Origin of the sequence: Mycoplasma zalophidermidis, from assembly GCF_018913985.1 — a bacterium.
GTDB lineage: Bacteria > Bacillota_I > Bacilli_A > Mycoplasmatales > Metamycoplasmataceae > Mycoplasmopsis > Mycoplasmopsis zalophidermidis.
Map to the genome: position 1 here is coordinate 372,984 of NZ_JAHMHK010000001.1, position 7,888 is coordinate 380,871.

2 protein-coding genes and 1 pseudogene are annotated in these 7,888 nt (G+C 26.6%); all 3 read left to right on the forward strand.

Translation table 4 applies throughout. The features are described from left to right. Positions 1–88 precede the first annotated feature (88 nt). Positions 89–1,777, forward strand: a complete 1,689-nt coding sequence (locus KQ878_RS01655) for a hypothetical protein (RefSeq protein ID WP_216567804.1) — start codon at positions 89–91, stop codon at positions 1,775–1,777. Positions 1,778–2,042: 265 nt separating this feature from the next. Beyond that, on the forward strand, positions 2,043–5,885 hold the full coding sequence (locus KQ878_RS01660; RefSeq protein ID WP_216567805.1) for a hypothetical protein: 3,843 nt from the start codon (positions 2,043–2,045) through the stop codon (positions 5,883–5,885). 736 nt (positions 5,886–6,621) lie between these two features. Continuing rightward, positions 6,622–7,888: pseudogene (locus KQ878_RS04520) on the forward strand (Mbov_0399 family ICE element protein); the annotation flags it as partial.

A 7,888-nucleotide genomic window follows, 5' to 3' on the forward strand; every position in this document is an offset into this window, starting at 1 on the left:
TAAAATAATTTTTTCATAAGGTAGATTTTTTATATAAAATTGTTTTCAGGTAAATAAAATTATATTTATCTAAAGAGGAAAACTAAAAATGAACAGAAAATTAATAATTAATTTTATAACAGCTGGTACTTCAGTCGCTATACCTTTGTCTATATCAGCTTCTTGTAAAAATAAAGAGCAACAAAAAGTAAACTTTGAAGCGGCAAATGCAAATATGAGTATTGCTTTCAAGAATTCTAACACTAAAACTTTTGATTCTGTAACTAATGCGGAAATATCTAATTCCAATAATTATTTAATTAATAACATTGTCGAAGGTTTTGAATTTATTTTTCATTCTGCCAAAAAACTGGCCGATAAAATAGAAGTTAAATATGAACTTAAATTTAACGATAAAAAATCGAAAATATTTGTAAAAAGTATCGAAAAATCTCAGTTTAAAATTTTAGATAGTAATGATACAGAGAAAAAAATGGATTTCTCAAATATTGTACGTAAGATTAGTTATGTCAATCAAGAAAAAAAGGTGTTCAATTTAATTAATGATCAAGAATTATTAAAACCCGAGAATTTTGTTCCCGATATTAAGAATGGTTTTGAATTTATTTTTCATTCTGCCAAAAAACTGGCCGATAAAATAGAAGTTGAATATTCTATTAAATCAAAAACAGATTTAATAGAATCGAAGAAGATGGTTATTTCTATCGAAAAATCTAACTTTATGCCTGAAAAAGAGTTTCTGAATAATTTAGCAAAGAAAATAGAAATAAAATATCAAAACTCTTCTAATATTACTTTCTGGAATGCAACTAAAAATCCTGATTCAATTAAAAATAATATAGTATTCACTGGTTTAGAAGAAAATTATCAAATCTCTAACGAAAATATATCTAAAACAAACGATAAAATAAAAGTTAGTTTTAAATTAAAAAACCAACTTTTAGGTGAGTCTGATTTAGTTACTAAAACTATAGACAGCACTGAATTTATGAAGAAATCAAATGAGGAAATCAAAAGTGAAATCTTAAAATTTGATTCCAAAATCGATATCAAATTGGACTTCAAGAAAGTTAATAGATGAGACAAAATTAATCAAATTTCAAAAGACAATATAAATTTTGTGGTGGACGATAATACTAAAAATAGCATTACCGATTTAGTGTTTATCGACAAGGAAATAATTAATAATCAAATATTCGCTAAATATTCATTCATTTATGAAGGTGAAAAATTTGAAAGCAAGTTACTAATAGCTCGTAAACTTGATTTCAAAAAATACTCAGACAAAATATTAATTACTCAAATTGAAAAATTCCGTTTCGGAGGGGCTCTTCCACTTAAGGCTAAAATTATTGATTCCAATTCAACATTCAATAGTTTAATTACAGACATTAATCCAAACAGCAAAAGTCCAGAAAAAACAAATTTATTAAAAATTAAATTTTATAATGAAAATAATGGTTTATTAAATTCAACTGCTGTTAAACCATTTGTCCAAAAGATAAATGATAAAGAGTTTTATATTTATATCGCACAATTTGAAAAATTTAAAGGATATCCATTCATTGAGTTACAAGGTGAAAGTCCTTCATCGTTTAACTTGGATGGTATTTCTTGAGCGCAGGCTGGTAGAGAAATAAAATATGATGACAAAGACATCTATGAATTAAACAAAAAAACTGGCGAATATAAACTTAAAATAACTGATAATGTTGCTATAGCACCTATAACTGACTTAAATCCAATTAATTTTGGTTCAATAGTTAAATCAAAATAATTTTAAGTGTTTAATACACGAACTAACTCATGTTCTAATAAAATTCAGTTTGTGATTTAAAAATTCAAATCAAGCAATATTGAAAGCTCGGTTTGAATTTTTTAATAAATATTTACAATCTTAATTGAGTTTATAAAATTAAAATTATTTCGTTAATTTAATGATAAATATAGCATCTTCAAAATTCAAAATTAAACACAGTTTAATAAGTCTGTTTTAAAATTAAACTTGTTATAATTTCTATCATTAAAGTTAAAGGAATAAAATGAAAATTAAAAAACTATTAAGACCCGTTTTGACTATAACTACTTTTCCTGCGCTTATTTCGGGAATTGTTGTTTCGTGTGAAAAAAATAATTCAAAAATTAGTGATTTAGAAAATACTGATATTAATTTAAATGATGAAAAATCACAAGATAAAAAACCAAGAAAAGATGTTACCGTATCAGACATAAATACTGAAAATACACAAATCAAAGAGAAAAAAATTGATCAAAAACCAAAGCAAAATAATAGTCTTTCCCCAACTGACAATGCAAAACTAACTTTTGATTATAAACCAATACATGATATATCACCTAACTGAAATTTTGTTAGTGAAACTAACGTCTTGGATAAAAATGAATTTGACGAAAATGACTCAATTTTTGATTTGTATAAGACTTTTTTAAATAATAAAGAACTTACCACTGATATAACATTTAACAATAGTGATTATCAAAAATTCAATTTTTTTAAAGCACGCTATGATTCAGGTCAGTTGATAGTATTAATAAAATCAAACTTTGCTATAGATAAAAATAAACCATTATCACTCTTATACAGTGATAATGGTAAAGAGAATAAAATCAAACTTACTAGAGTTGAAAATACGAATAATCTTTTAATTGCTAATTTATCGAATGTTAACACAAACTATAAAATAAAATTATTAAGAGTTGTAAATAATCTAGATCAAGAAGTTGATTTTGATTCAAAAAATAAATATTTAATAGCAAAAGAGATATGGAACAAATCTAACAACTTTACAGTTAAAAACGAAAATAAGTGAAGAACATGACCATCAAACGGGAACAATCACTCATTAGCTGTTAAGGTAATTCAAAAGAGCCCACAATTTGAATTACCTATGAAGGCAAGAATAATTTTGCTAACCAAAAATAATGAACTTGAATACCATGATATGCAAATAGATAATAAAAAAAGAAATCGCGATGGTTTGTATGAAGAGATTCTAAATTTATATTTTAATGTCACAAATGTAAAAGAAATTTTAGGTTTAGAGGTATGCGAAAGGTCTAATCCAAATGAGTGAAGGTTTTTGGGTGGCGTTTCAAATAAAATTGTCATTGAGGGACAAAATGAATTATCAGATTCCGAAATGTTGCCCGAAATAAATTTTGTAGAAAAAAGCAACAACTTTTTAAAAATTAATTTTAATGGCGATATAAGTAAATATAAAAATGTTAAATTCGAAATCAAATCAACTAATCCTTTTGTGAAATATAGTAATATATTTTCAGGAAATACTAATGATAATCAAGTATCAATTGATATAAGCTCACTTCCTAAAAATATTGAAGAATTTGTTATAACCAGATTTAATTTAGATAAAGGATTGATAACTTTACCTTTCGAAAGCAAATACACTTTTAAAAAATATACTGAAATTAATAAAGAATACCAGATAACTAAGTTTAATCTTTATAAAGATAGCGATAATAATAAACTATTTGGATCTATCGCATTTAATTTTGACACATATGATTATGATAGATTCAACAATAAATCGATTGAATTGGTTTTTAAAAGAAAACAGCAAGATTTTGAAAACAGTCGAATAAATGGGTATTGAAACCTATTTTTGAAAGAGCAAAAAATTATTATTCCATTTAAAAAATGAAGTAAATTCAATCTTAATGGATTTTATGAAAATGAATTGTATACCCTTAATTCGGTTCGTATAGTTGAGAATTTAACTTTAGTTGAAGTGGTACCTGCTAATAATTTTAAAAATTCTGTGAGTCAACTAAAAAATAAAGAATTTTCGTATAAATTCGATTATAAAGATGCAAACGATGATTATCTATTTGGGTATAAAGATGGTGAAACAAAAAACTCATTACTTCTTAAAGATAAAAACGATTTACCAAAAGATTTTCAATATTCTCTTCAAAACCATTATGCAAAAATAAACTATGAACGTGAAAATTGATATAAATCTAAAATAATTTCAAACACAGATACTGTTATAAGCAATAAATTAAGAAATGACAAAATAAATCTTGTATTAAACGGTAAAAATGTTAGAACTCACATGATATCTCCCCGTGAGCAAATTTATGATTTAAAATGAGATTTTAATAAATACTTTACCAAAGCTTCTATTACAAAAAATCTATTACCATTTAAAAATCTAAATTACCATTTAGATGATGCCATAATTACCCTTGGTTTCGAATTTGACCCTAAACAAAGAGAACTAACTGATTTAGTTGAAATGGAGCCTTTTGTTCAATACACATCTACTGGCAGCTTTAATTTGTGGTCTGTTAGAAATGTTTCAAAATCATTTGTTTATATTTCAATTCCTTACAAACAAATTGTTGAACACAAAAAGTTAAACAATCTAAATTTTGAATATTTAGCGGTTAGACATTCAAAAAAACAAGAACATGACCTCAAAAACCTAATAGCTTCACGTTATATTTTTGAGGCTGAACTCAAAAATGAAAACGAAATCACTTTTACAATTAAGTCTCTTTTCGATGACACAAAAATATTTGAAAGATTAGGTGATCACTATCTTTCATTGAATAATTCAGCATTTTTAGGAAATTCATCACTATTTATTTACTATTCTGATGTATTTAGTGATAAAACAATTGATTATAAGCCAGTAGGCAACAAAAATATAAAGACCATAGGTTTGGAACAGTTAAATTTTAAAGATAATTATGTAAATCTAGATACGAAATTAGATGGTTCCTCAATAAGACTTTACAGCGAAGATCAGGAACCAAACGTGATAAACGCAAGACAGAGAACATTTAATTTTGATAAGGAAAAAGCAGCTGAAGGAACATGAGCAATTATTGGTAAGGTTAATCCAAACGACCCAACAGACTTTAGATATTATGTTTCGACCAACCAGCACGTTTGGGGAAGATTAGGTTTTATACCAAAATCAAAAGTATTTGATAATCCTCGTTTTGATACTCCAAAACCAATAAAATCGCCTGTTGGCGGATGAAGTATTGATAAACACGACCCACGTGAAAGATTCTATCCAGGGATTGAATGAAATGATGTAAGGGTGAAAGTGGATTTAATTAACTCATTCGATAATGATAATGTATTTCCTAATTCCGCAATTGATTTCAAAAACAATTATGGTGACATTAATACTGATGACAAGTGAGAAACATATTCCGAACATACATCCAATTCACTTTCTAGAGCAGATATGGTTGTGGGTATTGCGGATTTTAAAGACATTTTTAATGTTTTTGAGGAAAAAAATGGAATCATTTTTTATAAAAACAAACCAATTAACCAGCCAGCAAATGATAAGGAAAAAAGCATAAAGCGTGTTTATGATTTCTTTATGTCTATCAAAAATATTAAAACATTAAAACCAAGTATCCATAATTTACATCTTTCTGAGTTTACTAATTTAGGTTGAACTATAGCTTCTTTCCCTGTTGAAGCCCAAAACGCTAGCGGCGACACAAACAGTGGGAAGAGATATAGAGAATATCTTATTGGTAATCTAAACAAACCAATCGGAAGACTTGGTTATGGTGGCGTTTCAACCTCATTGCCTTCTTTAAGAATTGATACGAGATTGTTTGATTTAAATGGTGGATCATCTGGAACAATGATATTTGATTCAGAGGGTAATGCAACTTCATTATACACAGAAACATCACAAACATATGGCGGTGCTATGGTTATTGATACTCAAGCAGGGGCATTTTTAGGAGATGGTAAAACAACTCAAAACCCAGGTTCTTTTTATGAAAGAATGCGTTTATTGTGTTATTTATATCCTGATTTGTATGAATCTAATGAATTCAATGAACTACCAAACTGAATAAACATTTAAAATTTCAAAATAAAAACCGAAAAGTAAAAGTGAACAGCAAAAATTAACATTGCAAGGTGTTAATTTTTTGTGCACAACCATTTTTGGTGAGGATATCCCCGCCAAAATAACAATCTAAAAACAAAAACTAAGAAAGGATTATTGAAATATGACAAGACATTTAAAATTAGAAGAGTTAGATTTATATTTGAGGTATACAAAAAAATACGTAAAGTCAGAGCTATAAAGCATTTTTATACATTTCTCTAAAAACAAAGTTAGTTTAGAGAAAAAAACATGTATGAAGAATGCGGAAAAATAATTTAACATTATAATTTAGGACTGAAAGAAAATTATTAACTAAAAAAGTATGGAAAGAAAGGCCGGTTCGGGAAGACTAAGAAAAGCCCAGAATTAGATTGAGATATTTTTGATAGAAATGGACTAATTGAAATAGAAAAGATACGATGAAATAGCTAAGAAAAAATCTAGAAAAGGAGAAAAGAAGTGACAAAATCTGGGAATTTAATCATAAAACTAGCTCATTTTTTGTTCTTTGAAGTCAACAATTTCTAATGCCAAAGATAAACAAATCAAGAATGCGTAAAAAATTAGTGTGTAAAAAGCTGCAACCTACTTGCAGCTTTTTTGATTTTAAAAAAAATTAGAAAATGAAAAGGAGGGAAACTCCCCCGAAAACTAAACATATTTTACCACAAAAATGTTGTTCCCAACTTTTCGTTTTTCTAAAAAAACAAAAATTTTTGAAAGATTAAAAATAGAATTAGGTAAGTGAGTAGATTTTGATGCAAAAACAACTCGTTTAGTTGATGATGTTTTAATTAGAGATCCAAAAGATACTAAGAGTATAGGCGTTAAACAGAGAGAAAAGAAATATTGAGCAGGTAGATGGAAAGCTCATACACCATTAAAAGTAATATTTAATACAACGTTAAGTGAGAATGAAGTTTTAAAAATTAATGGTAAAAGAATAGAAGTATTAGATAGAACATTTGAAGAATTTTTACAAGATAATCGGAGTAATACTGGTGATGATGAAAGAGTGTTTGATTATGGTGTTATCGTTAATGATGATACACAAAAAAACAAGAAAATTCACATCTAAAAAATGAGTATAAAATTGATATTTATAAATATTCTCGTCCAGGTAATTTAGATGCTGATTTAGAAATGCATTATACAAAAGTATTATTTATAGATTCAAAATTAGCACAAGTTGATTTTAAGTGATATGCCTGAGAACCTGAAAATAATCCACAACAAAAAGAATTAATAGAGGAATTTATAAAAGATAGTGAGGGAAATTTATTAAGAGATGATAAGGGAAATAGCATTAAAAACCCTAAATATGATCCGAGTATAGATCCAGAAACAGGGACGAAAAAAACAACTGGTTTGGTTTGATTTTGGTCTCTTTGATAGTAAAAGTCAGTTAAAAAATGAAGCTTTAAATAATTTTGATATATATTACAATGATGAAAAAGATAGAGAATATTATAAATTAACTAAGCTGCCATTTAACACTAAAACACTTTTTGCACCTCACGATAATAATAGTTTAGATAAAGGTTTAATTGTCGAAGCTATTGTGCTTGGTAAAGGTGGATTAAAACAACTTATTGGTAAGACAGAAAAATTTACATTATATAAATTAGAACAAAACTTTAATTATTTGTGGTTTGTAAAACAAGATAATAATAAATTTTATAATGAGGAGGTTATCAAGACTTCTGATAATACATATTTTTCTAATTCAGGGATTTGGTTATTTGCTTCAAATGCTGAAAAGTCAATTAGTAATTTTAAGCTGGTTTTAATAAAAGAAAATTCAAATCCACAAAGCTTTTTACGGAAAATGTTGTTTTGGATTCTAAATAGATTAGACCTCTTTGAAAAACAAAACAAGGAATAAAGTTCTTTAACTATTTAAAAATAAAACATAATTTAAAAGATGAAGATATTGTAGCTTTAAATTATGAAAGTGCTATGCAGTATTATAAAAG